Consider the following 20,021-nt stretch of genomic DNA (forward strand, 5'->3'; position numbering starts at 1 on the left):
GGCGCGGCGTCATTCGCGTACGGTTTCGTATAACTACAAATAAACGAAGCTGTGTATCGTTTATTTATATAGCCTTTGTTCGCATCTGTCTCAAGCATGATTCACTATAATATAAGTATCCTATAATTGTTATAAATTGGATTGTTATCAAAATTTATCGGCTTAAGCAAAAAGGGCTGCTCATTAGCAACCCTTTAGATTTTTTAGCAAATTTTAGCAAATGGACATATAGATGCAATATAAGCCATCATTAAATGAAATGGGAGTGACAACATTATGAGTTACGAGTTCTACACTCTTCCTCAAAACACTTACAGAGCAGCCTTTATTCCTATTACCAATACACCCACGCCCCTGGCAAGTCTGACAATTGAAGCCGGTTCAGACAATGATCTCGTAACTCTAAGAGTAAATGTATGCTGGTTTAAATTCCACACTTCATCGTTGGCTACACGCGTATTATTTAAAATCTGGCGCGGCGCCCCTGTTACCGGTGAACTGATCTGCAGTGTTCAAGATGGTACGGAATTAATATTAATAAGTGGTGATAATGTAGCAACCACAGATTTCAGTGGTGTGGTTTCCGGACTTACCCCTAATCAACCCGTTACGTTTGTTTTGACTGCAGAAACCGAGGAGGACAATGCATATATTAGCGGCCCTCTGACGTTTACCGCCTATGGTACAAATTTGAACATTTTGAGTCATTTTCAACTTCCTAACAATTCTTTTGGCGGAGCTGACATTCCCCTTGGGCAGACCCCGGTGCCGGTAGCCGCTATTAACGTCGATGTTAAACCGGGTCAAGATGTAATCTTAAGATCCACCGCTTGTTGGATCGCCACAGGCGACATCACTCGCAATGCAGATGTACTCTTCAAACTGTGGCGTGGCGCTCCCGTCACCGGAGTTCTTATCGCCGGCGCAGATGATAGTGTGGATTTGGAAAGAGTAGCTGTCACCTCATTTTCCCATGTGGATACCGGTTTTGCCACAACAGCGACCCTAACTTATGTTCTTACCGCAGAAGCCCCCAATCCTGATCATACGGCAAGTATTGTGGGTGCACTGACTCTTACAGGTTCTGTTCAGCCGGTTGGTGCTTTCTTCACGCTGCCCCAAAATACCGCTGAAAGCGTAAGCATTCCCATCACTGCTCACGGGACGCCATTAGCTGCGATCACTTTAGAGACCTACCCTGGCCTTAAAATATCCTTGCGCGCTGCTATCGGTTGGCTGCGTCCAAGAATTATTGTTGGCGCCCGTGATATTGGCATTATCTTCAAAATCTGGCGCGGGGCGCCCGGTACGGGTAGTTTGATTTACAGCACTGTGGATTCCGGACAAATCAGGAATGATAACTTCAAAGTCACCGCATTAGCCCATGTTGACAGTGGATTTACCGCTTCAGGGCCGATAACCTATACCCTTACCGCCGAACTGCTGGCAACCTCGGCAACAGGAGTCAATGTAACAGGCCCTCTCACGTTCACGGCTGTTCCCGAGAATTAAGACACAAAGGAGTGACAACGACATTATGAGTTACGAATACTACACTCTGCCTCAAAACACCTCTGGGGCAGTTAATATCCCTATTTTCAATACACCTACTCCACTGGCCAGTATTACCCTTGCAGCCGGTTCCGGCAATGATCTCGCAACACTCAGGGCAAATATCGGCTGGCGCTCTCTGTCTGACACCTTAGTTCCAGTACAAGTGTTATTTAAAATCTGGCGCGGTGCCCCTGTTAGCGGCGATTTGATCTGTAGTGTTCAGGACAGCGCGGAAGCCCTGCATGATGAATTTGCAATCACGGATTTCAGTGATGTGGTTGCCGGCCTGGTATCCAATCAGCCCATTACCTTTGTCTTAACTGCAGAAACCATTGCTGCAGACACTTTGGCAGAAGTTATCGGGCCATTGACTTTTGCCGCCTATGGTACTAATTTGAGTGCTTTGAGGTACTTCGAATTTCCTAATAATATTGTTGGTGGAGCTAACATTCCCGTTGCGCAAACCCCGGTACCGGTAGCTGTTTTTGAAGTTGCTGTTCAACCAAGCCAGGTTGTCGTCTTAAGACCGGCTGTCGGCTGGAAAGCGACAGGCGACCTTTATCCTAAAGTAGATGTGCTCTTCAAACTGTGGCGCGGTGCCCCTGTCACTGGGGTTCTTGTGGCCAGTGCGGACGATAGTGCGGATCGGGAAGAAATGGCGGTTACCTCATTTTCCCATGTGGATTCCGGATTTACTACAGCCCAGACCATAGCCTATGTTCTCACTGCAGAAGCTCCCGATCCTGATCATAGGGCAAGTATTGTGGGTGCCATGACTCTAACCGGTGCTTTCCCGTCGGTTGGCGCTTTCTATACCCTGCCTCAAAATACCGCCGGCAGTGTAAATATACCGATTATTTCCACCGGAGCCCCCTTAGCTGCGCTTACTGTGGAGACGCCTGAGCTTAATGTTTTTCTGCGCGCCAGTATTGGCTGGGCGACTCCAAGTCCTCCCATCGAGACAGCTACTCCCGTTCTCTTTAAAATCTGGCGTGGGGCTCCTGATACCGGCACTTTGGTATACAGCGCTCTGGACAGTGGAGAGGGTAACTGGGACAACCGCAAAGTCACCGCTTTAAACCATGTTGACAGTGGATTTACCGCTTCGGGGCCGGTAACCTATACCCTTACGGTCGAACTGATAAATCCGGGAATAGCGGCCAATGTTGTAGGTCCTCTCACCTTTACAGTTGATCCTGAGAGTTAAGACGCAAAGGTTAAATAAAAACTCCAGATATTTCTGGAGTTTTTATTTAACCGTTTTTCATTAAGGTACATAACGTATTGTAAAATAAGTCAGGATAGGAGGTCCAGTATAGGTATGGGTTGGGTAATTCAACAGGGTAATGGCATTGCGAAGAACGTTCGCATAGAAGAGAAACCCTTGATTCCACAATCAACTGCCCGAACAATGAATAGCGAAGGATTTGGTTATTATGTGTTGCCTAATAATATTTCTGATTCTGCATTAATACCCATAACTGAATCCCCCCAGCCCCTGGCTTATGTCCAGGTTGCAACCGGGATAAATAAGGTGATTATTGTCAGAGTGTCAGTCGGCTGGAGGATTAAGAATGTTGAAAATGAAACTTCTTGCACAGTCATGTTCAAGATATGGCGGGGTGAGCCGGTGACAGGTGAATTAATATGTAGTCTTCTAGACGGGGGAGAAAGCAAATCCACCAATTATAAGGTTACATCTTTCGAACATGTGGATGCCGGTTTCAGAGAATTCTCGAAGACAGTTTATACTCTAACCGCGCAGCTTGCTTCCGGGATCGGTGCGGAAATTGTGGGTTGTCTTACCATGACAGCATTGGGTTTAGAACTTTGATGCCAAAAGGTGGTACCGCAAAGGTGGAAGGGTCCTTTTAACTGTTGTATTTCCATATAAAAAGACACTATTTGGCAGCTAGGTTTATACCCAAGCCTTCACCATCTGAAGCCCGTCTACGTATGCTGTAATTAAAGCTATCAAAAAGGCGGGAATCAAAATGAATGAAGCATTTACTGAACGTACTCCCCTGGTCATTGCTGCTGAGATTAACAGGATCAAACAACAGACTTGTAAAATCATGCTTACCAATGCCATCGAGATCGGCAAGCGCCTGAAGGAGGCCAAGGACTTGCTCCCCCATGGAGAATGGGGGAAATGGCTGGTGGAATCGGTAAGCTATTCCCAGCGCACAGCCAACAGGCTGATGCAGCTTTTTGAAGAATATGGAGATAAACTATTCGCTGCCAGCGATGACGGCGACAGGTCAAATTCGTCAGCGCTGACGAATTTGACCTACTTCCAGGCCCTTCTTTTTCTGGGGATTCCGGAAGATGAGCGAGAGAAATTTATCCTGGAGCATGATGTTAAGAATATGACCACCCGGGAGCTGGATCAGGCTCTCAAAGAACAGAAGCAAACCCCTCAGGAGAAAGGGCAGGCCCTAGTCACCCCCATGCCTGATAATCCTGGGGAAATCAAGATAGACTATCGAACCGTCAAAAAAACCGGCGAACCAAGAAGCAGGCCAAAAACTGCAGCCTCCCAAGCCTTTACTACAAAGTATGAAGAAAGATGCACCGCCTGCTGCCAAACGATCGCCGATACATTCCAGGAATTGCTGGAAACCCTCGGTCAACTGGCCAGACTTGATCCGGAGGTGAAGGAGAAATGCAGTAAAAATGCGAGTCAGCTTGCCGAATATATGGTGGAAAGGCTTAAAGAGTGGCCGCCTGTTCCCAGGACGAATATGACGACGGTTGAAACCTATGCCACCTATGAACGGTGGTAAAATCGCCAACGCCTTTATCCGGAAGGCGGCTTTGCCTTGTCTTGATGTTTAGCAGAAGAAGAAACCAATAAGTTCGATGAGCTAGCTGATGCCCAGTGCAAGAGGGTGATTCAAAAAACAGTATAAATAGGGCAAAGATGCTGCAAGTGAAAGATTTATATAAAAATGTTAAATTCGCCCTGATTTTCAAGAGCAGAAAATTGGGGCGAGTTTTTAGTGCTGCGCTATTTGTTCCACCGGTTACAGCTTTGATTATATTTATCGTTATGGTAATATATAGAAGAATCAGAAGGAGCGGTTCGAGTTATGTCATTACCAAAGGAAGATAAAAAACATACCTACGCGGATTACTTAACTTGGTCGGAAAACGAACGCTGGGAAATAATTGATGGAGTATCCTATATGCAATCTGCTCCTAAATGGGAACATCAAAGCATTTCTGGTGAGCTTTACAGGCAGCTATCAAACTTACTAATCGACAAACCAGGCAAAGCGTTCGCAGCACCCTTCGACTTATGTCTTGCAGAAGATAATGAAAAAGACGATGACATTATAAATATTATACAGCCAGGCCTGGTTATAGTTTGTGATGAGAAAAAACTAAGAAAAACCGGTTACTTTGGAGTACCTGCTCTAATCATTGAGATCTCTTCACCATCAACTGCAAGGCAGGATAGAGTAGTAAAGTTCAACAGGTACGAAAAGGCTTGCGTAAAAGAATATTGGATTGTGGAACCGGACGGTAAATATATAAACGTATTTACATTACAGGAAAACAATCGATACGGCCGCATGGAAGCGTATACTGAGGAGACAAGGTGCAATTATCTGTTTTTCCGAATTTCATTGTTGATTTAAAACCCGTGTTTGACGGTATATGAATGATTTAAATACTAAAGATATTTCAAGCAGATACCCCCGGCCTTGGTCGGGGTTTTTGCAATGTAAATTGTGGTGCCGCGGCAGCAGCATGTCAGGTTACTCTGAAAAAGAAAATCATAGGATTAGATTGGGGAGGTAACTATGTCATTTGACTATGGGGAGCTCAGAACAAAAGCAGAAGCCATTGTTCAGATTCCGGAGCATTACCGACTGGAAATGGAAGCTAATACTCGCGATGGGCAGGAACGGTCCTTCATTTGGGAAGATCCAGGAAACGATGACTGCCAAATTGAAATTACGTTGGATATTGAAACGGGATAGTTGATTAGACTGGATATCGATATGGAAGCCAAAGATTCCGTTGGCCGAGATAGCCCGGCAGAGGAAGCGAGGGCGATTACTGACGCTTTTTTAAGGAAACATGCCCCTGATTATGGGGCATTCACTTGGGTAAATAGCGAAGAAAAACGAAACTTGCGCTTTATCACCTATAAGGAGGAAGTGGGAGGACTGCCCCTTCCCGATACGGGCTGCAAAATTACACTGGACAGTAGGCTGAATGTCATCCGCTACCAATTGGAAAGATCCGGACAAAAAGCTGCTCCTAAACCAGAATGGCCTGGCATCATCGTTGATGTGGAGTCTGTGAGGCAAGATGTGTTGAAAAATATGCGGATGGAGCTGACGATTGTTATGTTGTATCCGTCCATGTATGAAATGGAGGGAACAGAGCCTGAATACCGGCTCGTCTATGAACCGATTCCCGGTCATCGGTCAATCGACGCGGTTACAGGCCTTGATCTGTTTGGACTTGAACATTATAAGATGCCTCCCAGTCACCCGCTTGCTCCAAGGCAGGCAGAGGGGGTTAGTGGCTTGGATGAAATGCAAACCTTCGGTGAAAGCTTAAGGTTCGGAAAGCAACTGAAACTGGATGATCTGCCTTCAGGTTCGAACAAAGACATCGCGGCTTTGGAGATGCGGTTGGGTATCGATCCAGAGTTATTCTTGCTTGAAAAATTTAAGGATGACGGTGAGAGGATCAAAATGTTGTATAAGTTCAGAGCGGAGGCAGAAGAGCCGGAACCGGAACCGGAAGCACTTTCTGTGGACGCTTATATGAAACGTAAATGGGGAGATCCGCTGCGGAATCTGGAAGCCCCGTTTATGATTCAAATTGAGAAATCGACGGGGCATTTGGCAGGGTTCCACCGGAATGAGCGGAGGAAAGACGCTGAGCCGTCACTGACTCGAAAGCAGTGTTGGGAGAAGGCGGAACAGTTCTTACAACAGGTATTCCCGGATTACACATCTTACCTCCAAATCGAAGCTGATCAGGAGGATACGGACAGGCAGCCACGTGAGCGTGAGTTTTTCTATCTGCCGGTCTATATCCGCAATATTCCTGTTAATCATGAACGGGTTATGGTTAGTGTCAGCACTTCAACCGGGAAAATCTGCGTCTATATGGGCGTCTCTTATGAAATGATTCGTGAGCTGGAAGAGCGTGATTTCCCCTATCCGACTCTGACAGCGGAAAAGGCGTTTGACCTATACGTTGAATATGTCAGATTCCGGCTTAGATGGTTTAAAGACTTGGAGGATGAGAATCTGCCGGTTTACCGGCTGCTCTATGAGCCTACAACCATTCGTCGAGACAGATTCCCCAGAGATGCCGGTCATAATCAAAGACTAAGATATATCGATGCCTACAGTGGTGAGCCCATTTGGGAGAGAATATTATGAGGACCTCGTGATGCCTGACTAAAATTGAGATGCCGGATCTCGGGATAATCAAAATAGAAAATAGAGGTTTGCCTGGAAGAGATCAAGAAGCCGATCAATCTTAGCAGGCTATGTGCAAACTATTAATCCTATTTCGGCAATAATGCCCCATCGCCCAGCGATGGGGCATTATGATGAGTAAAATGAGTCAATAAGTTTTGCATAAAGAAGGTTAATACAATAACCATAGTATGACAATTTGATGCAAAAATTCACGCGGCATCAGTGACAGACGGGTTATGACGCCAAAGTCAGCCCAAGGTTTCTCGCCGATGCAGGGAATATTATAATGTCGTTTAAAGTCGTAAAAAGTTATGGTATAATCATTAAGTTAAATAGATACATTAATAAATGATTATAATGATTATACCCACCACTTTATATGGTTAGGAGAATCCTATGATCGCATTTACAGATTTCAAATGTCCTGAAGGGTCAGATACCAGCGGTTTTACAGAGAGAGTGGTGGAAAAGGTAGGTTTGCCTTTTCCGGAAGCTTACACTTATGGAGAAGGGATAGCAAAGATTGCTTGCACCGTACGGGAAGTAGAAGGCGGAGCCCTCTGTATGGTGCCTTTCTGTCATACCGTTGAAGCGGAGGGCTATGGCGGCAGTATTAAGCTGGGAACGGCAGGGATTGGGCCGCGCTGTCAGGCACCGGTGTGTGAAAATGAAGAAGATTTGTTGGGGTTGCCGGATTTGGATTTCGAGAAAGGCCGATTAAGAGAGACTCTCGAAGCCGTTAAACGTCTTAAAGCGGCAAAAGAAGCGGTTGGCATCGAGATCTGCGGCCCAATGACGATCTTAAATAATTTAATCGATATTGGCAGGCTCTTTAAGATCTGGAGAAAGAATCCGGAAGTGATTCAAAAGGTAGTAGAGAAGATGCGCCTCCAGCTCTTACGTTATACTGAAAAATCCCTGGAAGCAGGGGTGGACTTCATAGCCTTTGAAGATCCGGTGGGGGGACTCAATATCCTCGGCCCCAAATACTTTGAACAGCAGGGGCGTCATTTTTCAAAACCTTTTGTGGAAGACGTACTGGATATAATCGGCGGACAGCTGGTGATGCATCTCTGTCCCAAGACCGCCCTTCAGTTAGTAGGGCTGGGAATGGCTGAGTGGGAAAATCATACATTACCGGAGCCCATGTCCTATGCCCAAGCCTGCTTGGAACTTCGCGGTAAAGTCAACTTGGTAGGTAATGTCTGTATCCATAATCGTGATCGCATACTTAAAGATGCTCAGATCAAGACGCTAAGGCTTCTAACACCTTAATTTCAAAATCAACGGATATCAAGGAGTGGGTAATACACGGCCAGCCTGTCAAAGACAGCAGACGTTGGCTTTGCCATACTCAATCCGAATGAAGCATTCTATGCCAATTCTATCCCTGTTGAGTTGTTTGATAAGTAAGGAATTCTAGGAAAGCATCGAAAACTAAGGAAAATCAAAGGAAGTCAAACGATAGTATAGGGAGGATTTGCTATGCATCCACAGGACCAAATGACGCCCAATCAACGATTACAGGCCTTCATAAAAGGAGAAAAGATGGATCGCATCCTTGCGATGCCGATTTTAGTTTCCATCTCTCACAGAGTTTCCGGGATGACCCATCGGGAAAAACGTGCTTCGGCAGCAAAGCAGGCTCAGTCCCAGATCGATTGTTATAAACGGTATGGAAATGATCTGATGATTATTGAATATGGCCTTCATGGTGTAGGAACCGCTCTGGGGACAGAAATGAATGACCCTGAGGATAGTCTGCCTGCAATTGTGAATCATGTTTTACAGGACCTTAAAGATATTGATCAACTGGATTTCAATAAGACAAAAAAGGAAAATGACCCCTGGCTTGCCAAAACTTTAGAGGCTTGTGAAATCTGCCAGGAAACGGTGGGACACGAGGTTCCGACTGGGGTGCTGATTGCAGGGCCTTTTACAGCTGTATCAAGTATTTATCCCACTGAAAATCTTTTAAGGGCAACCCGTAAAAATCCCGCGGCTATCCATCAACTGCTGCGCTTATGTACTGATGCTCTTAAAGATATCTACAAAGAATATATCCAACGCGGCATTATTATTGCGATGTGTGATCCCATTGCCTCGGGGACCCTCCTTAAGAAAAGCCAGTATATAGAATTCGTAAAGCCCTATGCCACGGAATTGATGGAGCACATTCATGAATTGGGAGGTATGTGTTGTTATCACATCTGTGGTAATACGAGGAGTATTGTCACTGAAATGGTGGATACAGGACCGGACATGCTCAGCATCGATAACCTTGTGGATCTGGAATATGTGAAAGGACAAGTGGGAGAGCGCTTACCCATACTAGGGAATGTACCTCCTGTCGACGTGCTTATGCTGGGATCAAGAGAGGATGTTTTCGAATCGGTTAAGACCTGCATCCGCAAGGGAAAAGACAGCCCGAAAGGGTATATTATTGCTTCCGGTTGTGATGTTACCCAAAATGTTCCCATAGAAAATATCGACTATATGATGGAAGCGGTTCGCAAATACGGACGTTACCCTATTGATGAAGCGTTGTTAAAGGACTGAAACTGATCATTAATAGAACTGATTTTAGAAAGTAAGGTGGAGGTAAACATTATGGCGAAGTCAAAAGAAGAATTATTACAACAATTATCGGATTGTGTATTCAAAATGGAAGATGATACTGCGGCAGATGTAGCCAACGAATATATAGATGCAGGCTATGAAGCGCTTGACGGGGTTCTTAAAGGGCTTGTTGACGGGATGAACCGTGCCGGCCAAATGTATGAAGAGGAAGAGTATTTCGTCACCGACCTTTTGGTGTGTTCCGATGCGATGTATAACGGTTTAGAAGTCTTAAAGCCTCATCTGCCGAAGGAGGAGGGTGCCGACGCTGTCAATTACAAATGCGTTATCGGCGTGGTAGAAGGGGATACCCATGATATCGGTAAAAATCTTGTGCGGATTATGCTGGAGACGGCAGGATTTGAAATGTACGATTTGGGCAGAGATGTGCCGCTGCCAAGTTTCGTAGAAAAAGCTAAGGACGTGAATGCGCAGCTGATATGTCTTTCCACCCTTATGACTACCACCATGCCTGGCATGAAAGAAGTCGTAGATATGCTAAAAAAAGAAGGACTTAAAGATAAAGTAAAAGTCATGATCGGCGGCGGGCCTATTTCCCAGGCTTATTGTGATCAAATCAGCGCTGATGGTTATGCCGTCAATGCTATCGGAGCGGTTTCCCTGGCCAAAGAATTGGTGGGAATGGCTTAAACATTAGAGCAAGGAAGGACTACCTATGGATTCAAAGGAAAGATTATTAAATGCTTTAAAAGGTGCGAAGACCGATCGCTCACCATGTATCTGCCCAGGCGGAATGATGAATATGGTGGTCACCGCTTTGATGGAAAAAGCAAATATTCGCTGGCCTGAAGCACATACAGATCCTGTTAAAATGGCGGGATTAGCTAAGGCAGTCTATGATTATGGCTGCTTTGAAAATTATGGTGTGCCCTTCTGTATGACCATCGAAGCAGAACAGCTGGGTGCCGTCGTGGACTTAGGTTCCACTATCTGCGAACCTCATGTTACAGGCTATGTCATCGATAACCCTTCCCAATGGAGGGAATTAACACCGTTTAATCCCTATGGCGAACGGACCAAAGTGGTGCTGGAGGCTATTAAAATTCTCAAACAAGCTGAGGACCATGTACCTATTATCGGTAATCTCTCCGGGCCTGTAAGTGTTGCCGCTTCTCTGATGGAACCGGTAAATTACTACAAAGCGTTGAGACGCAATAAAGAGGATGCCCATGCCTTCATGAAGTTTGTTACTGAAGCGCTCATTGATTTCGGCAAGGCTCAGATCGAAGCGGGAGCAGATGTAATAGCTGTCTCTGATCCCAGCGGCACAGGGGAAATCCTAGGTCCCCGTTTATTTGATGAATATGTGGTGACCTATGTGAATCAGTTGATTGATGGGCTTCACGAGATGAATCCGGAACTGCCAGTCATTGTGCACATTTGCGGGAAAATGCATAAAGTTTATGGGGAACTGAATAAAATACGCGCCGATGCCCATAGCTTTGACTCGGTTGTCAGCATCAAAGAGTCGAAAAAAATGATGCCTGCCAAGGTTATGATCGGTAATGTAAGTACCTATGCTCTGGAGTTTGCTGATACTGACCGCATTCGCCTCATGACCCGTAAGGTGATGGCTGATGGGTCAGATATCATCGCGCCTGCTTGTGGTCTGGGAACCAAGTCCTCTCTCGAAAATATTCAGGCGATGTTACAGACCGTGCAGGAAAGCAGTCATAAAGCCTAGGATCTTGAGAGTTTGTACCGGAAGACGAGGTTAAGAATGCATACAATTAAGTTGCCAAGACTAGATTTAACGTTTCCATATGATATAAAGGCGGAGGAAAGCCTCTTAGCTATTCTTGTCGCCCAGCAGATTTTCATTGAAAGCCCCTGTAACGGAAGAAGAAGCTGCGGCAAGTGTAAAATCAAACATTTAGGAGGGGATCTTCCGCCTCTGTCTGCTGATGAGGAAAAGCTTCTTTCTAAAAAGGAGATCAGGGATGGCATCCGTTTAGCCTGCCTCATCTATCCGACAACGGATCTGCAGATCGACATTATTGATCAGGAGAAAAATCACCAGGTTCTGACAGGGGGCTATGTGCCGGACTATCAACCCAACCCGGCGATCTGGAAAAAGACCATCGAGATCAGAAAGCCTACCCTTAAAGACCAGACCCCTTATGAAGCTCTAATCGAAAAAGCCCTGGGGATCAAACGCCTGCCCTGGGATGTGCTCCGCCAAATCACCATGGGGGAGGGGACTTACACTGCGGTTTTCAATCAGGATCAGCTTATCGGTATTGAAAAAGGGGATACCACTGAGAGGATTTACGGAGTTGCAGTCGATATCGGTACGACCACGGTTGTAACCTCCCTCATAAATTTAAGGACAGGGGAAGAAATTGATAGCGAAGCTGGGATCAATGCCCAGAAAAATTATGGGCAGGATGTGCTGACCCGCATCACCTATGTTCTCGATCATGGTAAGAACGGACTGGATCAGTTACAGAAGGCCATTGTCGACTCCTTAAATGAGATGATCCGGACCATGTGTGAAAGGCAGCAGCTTTCGCCTTCCTTTATCTATGAAATTGCCGTTGCGGCTAATTGCACGATGATGCATATGGTTCTGGGGGTTGATCCCCTGTCGATTGGCAAATCTCCTTATGCGCCGGTCTTTGTCGATGAGAAAGATATTCCGGGGATAGATATTGGCTTGACGGCCCTTTCCTCTTTTGGCCGGGTCTATTGCCTGCCGGCGGTCTCCTCCTATATTGGAGCAGATATTGTAGCCGGGGCTTATGTGGCAAAGCTCCATGACCGGAAGGATAAAGTGCTCTTTATCGATATCGGTACTAATGGAGAGATTGTTCTGTCCAGCGGGGGGAAATTAGTGTCCTGTTCCTGCGCAGCAGGACCGGCCCTTGAAGGGATGAATATCAGCAGCGGTATGCGTGCCGCCGATGGGGCCATTGAGGACGTTCACTTCGCCGGAGAAAAGGGCTTTGATCTAAAGGTTATCGGAAATAAAGCACCAGTGGGCTTATGTGGCAGCGGGATATTGGCAGTTATCCGGGAATTATTGAAACATCATTTCGTCAATGCCCGGGGAAATATCCTTAAGCCTGAGGAACTGGAGGCGGGGGACCCTAGGCTGCCCTATATTGATCTTGACGGCAGGAAACGACGAATTTGTATTGGAAAGGGTTCAGACAAAATCCTGATTACCCAAGGGGATATTCGCCAGGTCCAACTGGCAAAGAGTGCGATTTTATCAGGGTTTGTGGCACTGGTAAATGCTATGGACCTCACATTGCCGGAGCTGGATGAGGTAATCGTCGCCGGTCAGTTCGGCGCGCATCTTCCTGTAGAAAGCTTAGTAGGCACGGGTATTCTGCCCGGGGCTGTAAACGATAAGATTACCTATATCGGCAATTCTTCAAAAACAGGGGCCTATTTAGCCTTGATGTCTCTTAAAACCCGTCAGGAGATGGCAGCGCTGGCCAGGGCTTTCGAATATATCGAACTAAGCGTAACAAAAGGGTATGAACGATTATTTGTTGACTGCTCCCAGTTTAACGTGAACTAGAGCCTGAAACTCCTTTATACGAGAAACTTATACTTGGTCCGTCGTGAAGAGTTTGTATTCATCCCAACGGGAGAAGAGGTAACGGCAAAGCAGTTGATCCTTTAATGACGATGAAGTCTTATGTAAAATCCAAGGGTTATTTTAGTTGTTCGTAAGGAGTTAAACGTAATGAAGGTTTTACTGTTTGGCGGATTCTTAGGTTCCGGCAAAACTTCAGTCATCTTGCAGGTCGCGAGATATCTTGCGGAAGAAGTTTCTGCAAGCCGGCAGGATAGTGGGAAACCGTCCCTGGTTATTATCGAAAATGAAGTTGGGGAAGCGGGTATTGATGATAAAATCCTTAAAGCTGAAGGGCTAAGTGTTCGGGAACTTTTTGCCGGGTGTATCTGCTGCACCCTAAACGCTGAGCTTACAGTCTGTCTCAATGAAATTCAGGAGGAGTTGTCGCCGGAATGGGTGATCATTGAGACAACAGGGATGGCCGTCCCAAGCAGAATCGCAGAAACGATCACTAAATTCGGGAAGGGTATCGATAATCTGAAAACGATTGTTGTGACTGATGCAGAGCGCTGGGATGATCTTATAACGATCATGCCGGGGCTGATAGAAGAGCAAATCGCTGAAGCGAACATCGTTCTCTTGAACAAAATCGATTGTTTGGAACCTGAGCAAATGAGCGAAGTCGAAGAAAGTATAAGAATCATAAATTCTTCGGCACGTTTTTATGCAATATCCGCGCATGATAAAGTTGATCCGCAAATCTGGCGTACGGCGGTGACTGATAGTGAGTGAACAGAATTCCCTCGGGTGCTTAACAAAGCATCCTGACCCGGCAATTTTTTCAGAAAGCCTTAGTTTGATTTTTTCAGAAAAAGTAAAGTCGGAAACGATTCAACAATCCCTCACTCGCTGGGTTGAAGAGATCAGGGATTGGGCAAAGGATAATGCATATTTTGTTGGACATATTAAAGTCTTCCTTGAAGGTCGGGAGAATTTATGGTTGTCATCTACAGGCAGGAGCATCAATATTAAACGCTCCGAGGGGTGGAGTGAATGGTCTGCTGATAAGGCTGTCCTGAGCGTGACAGCCATTATTTTTGGCTCGTCAAAAGCAGCTTTGAGGGAGGCAGCCCAAGAGAGGCTCAGAGCATGTCTTAATTGCCTGAATTTGATACCTTAGAGCCAACTGAGAATCGCTCCGTTTGATATTCCGAACAAAAAGAGGTTAGTAAAGTGACTGTAGATGTTTGGACAGGATAATATTAAAGAGATTAGAATTGTATCAAAAACTAAAACGGGGCTGTAGCAAAACCGCTTTCGGAAAATAATATGCACAAAAAATCAGCCCGAGAGGACGTTTTTAACGCCTCTCGGGCCTTTTTATTACCTTATCCTAAAAAACTTGAGCAAACTCATTTTGCAGCAGTCCCGTCCTAATGATTAAGGTTTTTTGTTTAAATTTACGTTTGATACTGAGTTGCCAATAACTTATTACATGTTTACAGCAAAGTGATAAATCGCTACTGGCTCTTATACCAATTAACATCTAATTTTTCATACGTGATTTTAGTATGAAACTACAGAGTGGAAGATAGACGTTTAATCGAGTATCCAGGTACTGTTTATTGCTTGATACTATACATGAAGGGTTCTATTTCGATAATATGCCAGTACCAGACCAAAAGAAGAAGCAGAGAGAAAATGAGACAGGCCGGCTATAAAAGTACGGTCTTCCAAGTGAGGCAACCTAAATCCAATGGCTACTCCATATAAGAAAAACCATACGAGTATGCTGAAAACCCAACCTTTGAAAAATATTAAATTATCGTTTCGTATTATTATATTAAAGAGAATGCCAATAAATCCTGAGAAAAAGATCTGACCTAATTGGGCAAAGATTAATTCACCTGTTCCGGTACTTGTTCTGCCGAGTAATACTACGCAAGCCCAATCGAATAGTCTTTCTTGATGATAGCCAATTAGATATAAAGACCAGTCAATCAAATTCATTATTATTGCCCCAAATATTCCTCCGATAAATCCTGCGAAAACTCTATCTTTCAAATGGCTTACCTCCTTAATGTGAGTATGGCCTATACAACCTTTAAAATAGTTTATAGCTTTGTGTTAAGTTCATTAATCTCTTGGCGTTTAGATGATGAGTTAATCAAGAACATTATAGGTTAAGTTTCCGACTGGCGTTAATTATTGCTTTAGTGAATCGGAGATTGCAATTTTTCACGATTGGTGGCTTCTGGTACTCGTTCCAGCCAGCCATTCTCTATCATCAAGTCCATGCCGTCTTTGCAATAGTCAAGGATTTCCGCTATGAGACGGCTGAGAGATGTAACTAAATCTTTTCTGGACGTATTCGTCAAAGAATAACCATAAGCGGTTAAAACATAAGCCATAGTAACAGTTACATGAAACATCATTAACTTGTCACTGAACGGAGATTCTTGGGATTTAGTGACTTGGTAATTGGTGTCTTCTGGAATAGGTAAATTCTCTTTCTCCAAAAAGGTACCAAGAATTTTTAATTGATTATCAGCGATGTTTAGTCCCTGAATTAAATAGTTTCTCAGTTTCTCCGACTCGACAACTTGACTAAAACCTGACTTTAGAGTTTTCATGGCTATTTTCAGTTCCATAATATAGTAGATGTTGTCAACCTCTATAACGTTAAGAGGTCTGTCACTTCCTCTAAAAAAAGAGCCGTAATAATTTTTCTCATGGACATATGAGACTTTATCCGGAATTTCGATGCAAGGCGACTTATTCAAAAGACCTTTAGCTAAAAGTACATCAGTAGCTCTTACCATGACCTCTTGAGACGTGTTTATCGCTTCCGAAAAAAAGTCTCGAAAATCTGTCCGGGCGGATTCACTTAATGATATACAGTAGTATTGCATGATAAACTTGGTCATTAATCTTGTATATGTTAAAGAAAACGAGTCAGAGAAAAGCCCTTTAACATCAACTTTGACATCCTTTTCGCTAAAACCATCCGGGATTGGATTGTGTATTGAATTATAAATATCCTTCATTGATCTTACGCGTTTACTTGAGATATCTAAAGCCAGTTGCAAAACGTTGTGAATATCAATATCGTTTGATTTAGAAACCATATACTTAAGCATACATACTGACATATTTTCTGCCAAATAACTTGACCAAAGGTGCGCGATTTCAGAAGCCATCGGCTTAATATCGGTCAAATTATGTTGTATATACCCCAAAGGGACTTGCTCAGCAGTCATACCGTTGTTTCTCTGATCTAAATTATTCATTGTAATACTCCTTATTAAATAATCTAATCTAATATCTCCTTTGTCGATTACAAATATTCCTATTTATTGAATTCGTTTAGAATTAAATTCAAAATAATAGTTAAAATTTTGATAAAATATGGGAATTAGAATCTAAATTTCAAAATATTTGAAGGTATATAAAAAATATGCTAGCTATTCGTTTGATTAAGACATTTTTGTGATTAAAAATTATGTTGGTCTGAGGCTCTTTTCGACATACTTTACTTCTTCAACATGAGATAATTAACAAGACAGAAATTGAAGGAGTGTAGTATTTGATGAACAACAAGATAATTGCATTAATCTTAATCTTATGTTGCGCCTTTTTGGTCGGAACACCCGCTTTGGCTAATACTACAGATAATTCAAGCTCAGTTACTACGCCACAGCAAATTACCAGGAACAGGCTTTTTGGACTGACAAGATTTGAGACGGCCAAAGTTATCTCAGAGTATTATGGCAACGGACAGGTTGAGAACGTAATCCTTGCAACTGGAAATCAATTTGCAGATGCTTTATCGGCAAGTGTCCTGGCCCATGAAAAGGAAGCCCCTATACTATTAGTTGATTCTACGGTTGACGGCTCTAAGGATGCGTTTGATTATGTCTTTCAACATCTTGATCCAGCGGGAACGGTTTACATCATTGGCGGTACGGGAATCATAGGCACGGAATTCGAGATTAAACTAAGTGATCTTGGATTCAAAAATGTGGTTAGGGTTGCAGGCCTGGACAGGTATGATACATCCCATAAGGTCGCCAGAGCACTTAAAGACACAACTGTATCTACAGTCGTGATATCCTCGGGAGAACAATATCCGGATGCCTTAAGTATCTCAAGTTTTGCCGCCAATAAAGGCTGGCCGATTCTGTTATCTTCTTACGATGCACTTCCTCAAGACATAAAAAACTTTTTGCTGGACAGGAAGCCGTCGAAAGTATATATCACTGGGGGAGCAGGCGTAATATCAAATAATGTATTGTCCGAAATAACGACCCTCCTGCCAGAGGCTAGTGTCGAACGCTTGATGGGAGAATCTCAGTTTGATACGAATATTATTATTGCAGAAACCTTTGCTCCAAAGCCATTGACGGTTTATTTAGCGACAGGTTACGACTTTGCCGATGCTTTGGCAGGCAGTACAGTGGCAGCCAAAAATGGAGACCCCATTATCTTTATAGACCCTTCCGTCCCGACCTTGCCTAAATCCGTGGCCAGATACTTTGGGAAACTTTACGCAAACATTATAAGTCCCGGCATAGTTTCATTCGGAGGAAGTGGAGTTGTAACAGATGAGATAATGAAAATCACCAGTGACTTGATTGTGGGAGCTGTGAATGAAACCAGCATTTATGGGATAGACGATCTCAATATTACGGTTATACAAAAGGAAAATTATTTGTTACCTGCAACTGTTCAAGCTAATCTTTACAATAGCGATAGGATTGAGGTGCCTGTGAGATGGAATCCCATAGCTGTCGATACCAACAACACAGGGCTGAGTGTTTATGATGGTCTGGTAGAAGGATACGGCAAACTAATCAAACTGAATCTTACTGTCAAAGAACCGGAACCTATTCTAATCTCAAAATACTCCACTCACTTTGATTCATCCCAGGTAAACCGTACGGAAAACATACGAATTTCGGCAAAAGCGATCGATGGAAAGCTATTGGCACCAGGAGAACGATTCTCCTTCAATGCCGTTGTGGGAGAACGAACTGCTGAGGCAGGTTACAAAGAGGCTCTGATCATTGAAGGAGATGTCTTTACCCCAGGGCTTGGAGGAGGAATCTGCCAGGTCTCTTCAACCCTCTATAATGCGGTGCTGCTTGGGAATTTGGAAATTGTTGAAAGGCATGCTCACAGCTTACCCATTAGTTATGTTCCTCCCGGGCAGGACGCAACGGTTGCCTACCCTTTCCTGGATTTTAAATTTAAAAATAGTCTAAAGCATTATCTTTTAATTCGTAGTTTAGTCGAAGAAAATACTTTAAACTTTTGGATTTATCAAAAAGTAGAAGTTTAGAAGCTTTCCAGATAAAAAGTAAGGGGCTGTGCAGAAACTTGTTGATAGTTTTCTGCACAGCCCACGTTCGTCTAAATACCTGTACTCATTTTGAATTTTGAGAATTATGGTTTCGCTCAGGTCTTTATAGTGAGTTCACGTTTTTCTAGGGTTATGCCGGACATACTATAACAATAAGCAGCGGTATAACCAGATGATACATGGGGGAATATTGGATGAGTCAAATGACCTATAATGAGATTTTCAGCCGGTTAGTCAAAGCATCTTATAACGGAACTCTTGAGCAGGAAATCAAAGAGATTGAAGCCGGCGGAAATGAAACAACCAAGGAATATATTTACTATGCTATGGGAAATGGTGATCAGGAAAAAGTAGTTTTTCAAATTAATGGCTGTGAAGGGACATGCCCGGAGGAAGATCATAATTGTGAAGCGGCGTGCCTATTTGATGCTATTATACGGGATATGGAAGGAAAGGTAGTGATCCAGGATCGGAATTGTACTCATTGTGGGCAGTGTATCGATACTTGTTCCTATAATTCACTGATCGATAAGAAAGAATTTATTCCGTTAATTGATCTTCTTAAGAAAAAAGAAGTTGCGGTTTATGCTATTGTTGCGCCGGCGATTGTTGGGCAGTTTGGTGATCAGGTCACAATGGGTCAGCTGCGAGCCGCTTTCAAACACCTGGGTTTTTATGGAATGGTGGAGGTGGCCTTATTTGCTGATATCCTAAGTCTCAAAGAAGCCCTTGAATTTGATCATGCCGTTCATACTGAGGAAGATTTTGTTTTAACAAGTTGCTGCTGTCCCATCTGGGTAGGCATGGTAAAAAGAGTTTATCATAAATTAACCCCTCACATCCTGCCTTCCGTATCACCCATGGTTGCCTGCGGGCGGGGAATAAAGCGGCTTCATCCGGAAGCGAAAGTTGTTTTTGTGGGCCCTTGTATAGCCAAGAAGGCGGAGGCTAAAGAAAAGGATATCCGGGACGCAGTCGATGCCGTGTTAACCTTTGAAGAAGTTAAACAAATCTTTGAGGCGACCGGTATTAACCCGGCGGATATGGAGGATATCCCCAGCGGGCATTCTTCAGCCGGCGGACGCATTTATGCCCGAACCGGCGGTGTTACGAAAGCTATTTCAGATACCTTGGATCAACTTAGACCGGACAAGCCTATACGGATCAAAGCAGTTCAAGCCGATGGGATTCAGGAGTGTAAAGAACTCCTGCGTTCAATCAACAGCGGAGATATCAAGGCCAATTTTTATGAGGGAATGGGTTGTGCCGGCGGGTGTGTCGGCGGGCCTAAAGCTCTTCTCAAATCTGAATTAGGGACCATACATGTCAACGCTTACGGTCTTTCTGCGGAGGCTCATACCCCCTTAAATAACCCGTATATTTTAGAACTGCTTAACCGCCTCGATATAAAGGATGTCAACAGCTTGCTTGAAGGAGAATCTGCCGCCATTTTTCAGCGGGATTTTACCGCCGGCTAGTC

Annotated in this window: 17 protein-coding genes and 1 pseudogene; 16 read left to right on the forward strand and 2 right to left on the reverse strand. The window is 44.2% G+C overall.

All coding sequences use genetic code 11. The features are described 5' to 3' along the window. Positions 1–276 precede the first annotated feature (276 nt). From DESYODRAFT_RS06510 to DESYODRAFT_RS06575, 14 genes and pseudogenes are all read left to right on the forward strand, one after another. Positions 277–1,512: a hypothetical protein gene (locus DESYODRAFT_RS06510; protein ID WP_007780956.1), complete on the forward strand. Its 1,236-nt coding sequence runs from the start codon at positions 277–279 to the stop codon at positions 1,510–1,512. A gap of 25 nt (positions 1,513–1,537) precedes the next feature. Beyond that, the gene (locus tag DESYODRAFT_RS06515; protein ID WP_007780957.1) at positions 1,538–2,761 is read left to right on the forward strand and encodes a hypothetical protein; all 1,224 of its coding nucleotides are present in this window, start codon (positions 1,538–1,540) and stop codon (positions 2,759–2,761) included. Positions 2,762–2,875: 114 nt separating this feature from the next. Next, positions 2,876–3,388: a hypothetical protein gene (locus tag DESYODRAFT_RS06520; RefSeq protein ID WP_007780959.1), complete on the forward strand. Its 513-nt coding sequence runs from the start codon at positions 2,876–2,878 to the stop codon at positions 3,386–3,388. Positions 3,389–3,548: 160 nt separating this feature from the next. After that, positions 3,549–4,340 (forward strand): DUF3102 domain-containing protein, encoded by a 792-nt coding sequence (locus tag DESYODRAFT_RS06525; RefSeq protein ID WP_007780961.1) that lies wholly within the window; start codon positions 3,549–3,551, stop codon positions 4,338–4,340. Positions 4,341–4,646: 306 nt separating this feature from the next. Beyond that, positions 4,647–5,198 carry a Uma2 family endonuclease gene (locus DESYODRAFT_RS06535; protein WP_007780969.1) on the forward strand — a complete coding sequence of 184 codons (552 nt, stop codon included), beginning with the start codon at positions 4,647–4,649 and terminating at the stop codon, positions 5,196–5,198. 165 nt (positions 5,199–5,363) lie between these two features. Continuing rightward, positions 5,364–5,792 (forward strand): annotated as a pseudogene (locus DESYODRAFT_RS29705) (YcdB/YcdC domain-containing protein); the annotation flags it as partial. A gap of 549 nt (positions 5,793–6,341) precedes the next feature. Beyond that, the gene (locus DESYODRAFT_RS29710; protein ID WP_345788219.1) at positions 6,342–6,968 is read left to right on the forward strand and encodes a YcdB/YcdC domain-containing protein; all 627 of its coding nucleotides are present in this window, start codon (positions 6,342–6,344) and stop codon (positions 6,966–6,968) included. Positions 6,969–7,406: 438 nt separating this feature from the next. Then, complete coding sequence (locus tag DESYODRAFT_RS06545) at positions 7,407–8,285, forward strand: uroporphyrinogen decarboxylase family protein (RefSeq protein WP_007780972.1); 879 nt, start codon at positions 7,407–7,409, stop codon at positions 8,283–8,285. A 210-nt stretch (positions 8,286–8,495) separates the two neighbouring features. Beyond that, a complete protein-coding gene (locus tag DESYODRAFT_RS06550) occupies positions 8,496–9,569 on the forward strand; it encodes a uroporphyrinogen decarboxylase family protein (RefSeq protein ID WP_007780976.1) in 1,074 nt (357 codons plus the stop codon). A 51-nt stretch (positions 9,570–9,620) separates the two neighbouring features. Continuing rightward, entirely contained in the window at positions 9,621–10,280 is a 660-nt protein-coding gene (locus tag DESYODRAFT_RS06555; protein WP_007780981.1) for a corrinoid protein, read from the forward strand. Between the two features lie 25 nt (positions 10,281–10,305). Next, positions 10,306–11,334: a methylcobamide--CoM methyltransferase gene (locus tag DESYODRAFT_RS06560; protein WP_007780984.1), complete on the forward strand. Its 1,029-nt coding sequence runs from the start codon at positions 10,306–10,308 to the stop codon at positions 11,332–11,334. A 36-nt stretch (positions 11,335–11,370) separates the two neighbouring features. Beyond that, positions 11,371–13,179, forward strand: coding sequence for an ASKHA domain-containing protein (locus DESYODRAFT_RS06565; protein ID WP_007780988.1), 1,809 nt, complete (start codon positions 11,371–11,373; stop codon positions 13,177–13,179). Between the two features lie 168 nt (positions 13,180–13,347). Next, positions 13,348–13,971 (forward strand): GTP-binding protein, encoded by a 624-nt coding sequence (locus DESYODRAFT_RS06570; RefSeq protein ID WP_007780991.1) that lies wholly within the window; start codon positions 13,348–13,350, stop codon positions 13,969–13,971. After that, entirely contained in the window at positions 13,964–14,359 is a 396-nt protein-coding gene (locus tag DESYODRAFT_RS06575) for a hypothetical protein (RefSeq protein WP_007780994.1), read from the forward strand. The genes DESYODRAFT_RS06570 and DESYODRAFT_RS06575 overlap by 8 nt, the downstream gene beginning before the upstream one ends. A gap of 455 nt (positions 14,360–14,814) precedes the next feature. On the opposite strand, the gene DESYODRAFT_RS06580 is transcribed toward DESYODRAFT_RS06575, so the two are convergent. Both DESYODRAFT_RS06580 and DESYODRAFT_RS06585 read right to left on the reverse strand, forming a co-directional pair. After that, positions 14,815–15,243: a hypothetical protein gene (locus DESYODRAFT_RS06580; protein ID WP_007780997.1), complete on the reverse strand. Its 429-nt coding sequence runs from the start codon at positions 15,241–15,243 to the stop codon at positions 14,815–14,817. A gap of 149 nt (positions 15,244–15,392) precedes the next feature. Further along, entirely contained in the window at positions 15,393–16,469 is a 1,077-nt protein-coding gene (locus DESYODRAFT_RS06585) for a DUF3231 family protein (RefSeq protein ID WP_007781000.1), read from the reverse strand. Positions 16,470–16,768: 299 nt separating this feature from the next. Between DESYODRAFT_RS06585 and DESYODRAFT_RS06590 the strand changes: the two genes are divergently transcribed. Beyond that, positions 16,769–18,520: a cell wall-binding repeat-containing protein gene (locus DESYODRAFT_RS06590; protein WP_007781003.1), complete on the forward strand. Its 1,752-nt coding sequence runs from the start codon at positions 16,769–16,771 to the stop codon at positions 18,518–18,520. A gap of 215 nt (positions 18,521–18,735) precedes the next feature. Beyond that, positions 18,736–20,019, forward strand: coding sequence for a [Fe-Fe] hydrogenase large subunit C-terminal domain-containing protein (locus DESYODRAFT_RS06595; protein ID WP_007781007.1), 1,284 nt, complete (start codon positions 18,736–18,738; stop codon positions 20,017–20,019). Positions 20,020–20,021: the final 2 nt, after the last annotated feature.

The organism is Desulfosporosinus youngiae DSM 17734 (genome assembly GCF_000244895.1).
Lineage (GTDB): Bacteria > Bacillota > Desulfitobacteriia > Desulfitobacteriales > Desulfitobacteriaceae > Desulfosporosinus > Desulfosporosinus youngiae.